The 3,649-nt window shown below is 56.7% G+C and carries 2 protein-coding genes; both read left to right on the forward strand.

Annotated features, from left to right (window positions below):
- The first annotated feature begins 337 nt into the window (after positions 1 to 337).
- Complete coding sequence (locus tag H5U08_RS12905; protein WP_297033719.1) at positions 338 to 2,611, forward strand: polysaccharide biosynthesis tyrosine autokinase; 2,274 nt, start codon at positions 338 to 340, stop codon at positions 2,609 to 2,611.
- Positions 2,612 to 2,758: 147 nt separating this feature from the next.
- A partial coding sequence (locus H5U08_RS12910) for a hypothetical protein (protein ID WP_297033721.1) occupies positions 2,759 to 3,649 on the forward strand: 891 nt, incomplete at its 3' end.

The raw sequence follows: 3,649 nt of genomic DNA on the forward strand, positions 1-3,649 counted from the left end.
GACGTTCGGAACGTTTATTTACAACCTGCTCAAAGGGTTCGTCCATGTGGGTGGGTCCGTCCCGCTGAATTGACCGGTTGAAGAGTCAACGCCTGCTTCTATCCCAGAAGGTTGATCGATAAATACTGCGTGTCAATCGGACTGTTCATTCCCAGAAAATATCAATGTACTTTCGGACGAGTCTATGAGCACGTGACAATTTGACGCAGACAAAGAAAGGTGTTTATCCGGACATGCTGAATTCCTGGCTGCCTGTCCAGGACTCCGACGTAGTGAAAAACTCAGGCATCTCAGACAGCGCAGGAATAACCTTCGGATTTGGAAATTAAAAGGGCCTATGAACGAAAGCTCGTGGCTTCAATGGGCGGTGCCGGACTCGGCGTCTCACATTCTGCACGCAATCGCCCAGTTCCTCGTAGCGGTCAGACGCCGCTGGCAGGTCATGGTGGGGGCTTTTCTGGCGGTTGCGCTTCTCGGAGCGCTGTATTATGCAACAGCGCCCAGAATTTACTCTTCAAAAGCCGAATTACTCATTCTTCAAACGGGAGATAACGCACTTTCGCCCACAATCGAGGCACAGGGCAGTCGCGAAAACAGCCTCATACCCACGTTTGTCAATCTCATCACAAGCGCCAAGGTGCTGGAAGGAGCGATCCAGAAGTTGTCGCGGGAGGACCTCGCTGTTGATCTGGATATAGACAAACCAGAGACGTGGGTGGAGGGATTGCGGCGCAATCTGGCGGCCAGCGCCGTGTATCGCACGAATATCATGACTGTGGAATATCGATCGAAAGATCCGGGTGTGGCTGCCCGGGTGGTCGGCGCCGTGGTCCAGTCCTATCTGGATTTCATGCGAAACACGACCCAGGGGACAACTGCCGAAATTATCCGCATTCTGACCACGGAAAAGGACGATATTGCCGCACGGTTGAGCGAAAAAGAGCAGGCCCTGCAGCAATTGAGCCAGCAGATCGGGGCCCTCGACGTGGGCGTCAATTCCCAGACTGTTCACCCCCTCGTGGAAAGGGCCAAGGCATTCAACGACGCGCTGGTGGAGGTGCAAAAGGAACGCGTGCAACTGGCTGCCTCACTGCAGGCGCTTGAAAACGCCGTGCAGCAAGGGGCTGATATTCGCCAGTATCTTTTTGCGGCAGACGACACCGTCGGTCAGCAGATCCTCCTCGGTGTGTTGGGATTCAGTCGCGAAGAAACAGCCGCCCGACTGGAAGTCGAAAGGAAAGTGGTCGAGGACCGCGTCGAGCTGGCGCGTCTGCTTCAGGAATTTGGGAATAACCATCCGCGGGTCCAGGCGCTGCAGCAACAAATTGCCGCAAACGAAGCATTTCTTCTGGCTTATCAGGATCGCCTTCGGGCAAGACTCGACAATTTAAATATCCCTGAGCTCAGTCAGATGCTCTTGGGAACGCTTCGCCAACGCGTGAACGAACTGTGGCAGAAAGAAATGTCGCTTCATGCTCAGTACGAATTGGCAAAACAGGAAGCAGCCAATCTCGCGGGAGGTCTTGCCCAACTGGAAATGCTCAAAAACGACATTGCCGGATTGCGCGAGCTTTACGGCGGGCTGGTGCGGCGGATCACGAGCCTCGATCTTGCCGGGGATCTGCGGGCTTCCGTGATCACTGAGCCCAGGGAAAACCCCTCGCCGGTCTCGCCCAGCCTTCCGCGTGTTCTGATCATGGTGATCCTGGGAGGCCTGACGCTGGGGATGTTTGTCGTGTATGTGATGGACGTGCTCGACGATCGATTCCGGAGCGTCGAAGAAATCCAGTGGCAGCTTCGGGCGCCGGTGCTCAGCATCGTCCGGGAAATGCCTCCTCGCGAAGGGGAAGGTATCGAGGTCCTCGAGGTGGTGGCGGATCCCAACAGCCCTGTCAGCGAGAGCTTCCGTACGCTGAGGACGGCCCTCGCACTGAGCGATCAACCGACAGGTGCGATTGTCATCACGAGCACGCAGCCCGGCGACGGCAAATCCACCATCTCCGCCAATCTCGCTCTTACCTATGCCCATGTAGGGAAACGTACCCTGCTGATCGACGGAGATCTAAGGCGTCCCGGTCTCACCCAGCTTCTCGGCTTGCGGGGCGAACCGGGCATCACCGAGGTACTCCGCGACACGGCCCCCATCGCCGAGGCCATTCAAGCTCGCCTCAAAACGAACATTGTGCCCGACCTGGATGTCCTCCCGTGTGGACGTCGGCCGGCCAATCCTGCTGAGCTACTCGCCGGGCCGCGGACCGCAGAACTGCTCAATTGGGCGGTCGAACACTACGATCAAGTCATCATCGACAGTCCTCCCGCTCCCCTCGCCAGTGATACCGCCATTTGGGGACGCCTCGCAGACGGCATCATCCTGGTTCTGCAGCCCGAGAAAAATAAACGGCGTGCCGTCATCAGAGCCGCGGAATACCTGGGGTTCTTGAAGATTCCATTGCTCGGCATCGTCATTAACAGACTATCCAACGAGAAAGAAAAAGACTACAGCGGTTATTCAGGCGACTATTACGGCCAGGCCGACAAGAGTCACGAAGAAGCGGAGATTGCGGAATCGATCGCCACACCGGGGCGCATCGTCCCCCGCCGTGTTGCGTGAGCCACCATGCCGGCGGCGTTGCGCATAAAGATAGAACCGTAAACTCATACCAACATTCCGATTTATTTTGGTCATTCACTTGCCCGTGTTTTTGTGTGAATAAGAATCACAATAATTGTTTAACGCGGATAAAATCATGGTTTGTCCATGCGCGATCAAAAGGCGTCTTCTTTGATCCACCGTGCGATAGATGGTGTGCTGGTTGGTGGGCTGGCGCTGACGGTCTTCCTGCTTGGCGGGCGCAACCCATGGGCGGAGGCCGCATTGCTGGCCACCGCCGTGACCGGGGCGACCTTGATGGCCGTGGATGCCATCCTCTCCAGACGGTCGGTTCATCTGGGGGGTGCAGAATGGGTGCTCCTCGGCGGTGTCCTGCTGGGTGTTGTTCAGCTCTGCCCTCTCCCTGTCGGGTGGTTGCGCGTGCTTTCGCCCCAAATTGATCAGCTTCTCCCCGCCTGGCAAACTCCCGCCACGACTTCAATGCTCGGCGAATGGCGTGTTATTAGTCTGGCACCACAGGAGACGCGCCTCGGCTTGGGGCTGTGGATCGGATACAGCCTATTGTTTGTGACTGTCGTTTATCGGATTCAAAAATTAGAGCATGTGGAACGCTATCTGCGGTCTATAGCCCTGGGAATAGTTGTCGTTGCTGTTTTCGGATTGCTTCAATATCTTTTCGCGAATGGAAAATTCTTCTGGTTTTACGAGCATCCGTTTGCACATACTCGGGATGCGGTGAAAGGGAGCTTTGTTAATCGCAACCATTTTGCGGAGTTCATCGCGCTGGGGATCGGACCTCTGTTATGGTGGTTGCTCTATAAACGCCCTGCCGATCGGGCGAAACAGTCACGTGCGAGCGGCGGCTTTGCGACCAGCTCGAGCGTGGAGCAGAATATCCTGTGCTGGATGGCTCTCCCCGTAGTGGTGGTGGCGCTCCTGCTGTCATTTTCGCGGGGAGGCATTACCGCGGCACTGGTGGCAGCGCTGGTCGCGGGCATTGCCCTGGCTGGGGCAGGGGCCGTGCGGGGCCGGTGGATG

Source organism: Thermogutta sp. (assembly GCF_014359955.1).
Lineage (GTDB): Bacteria > Planctomycetota > Planctomycetia > Pirellulales > Thermoguttaceae > Thermogutta.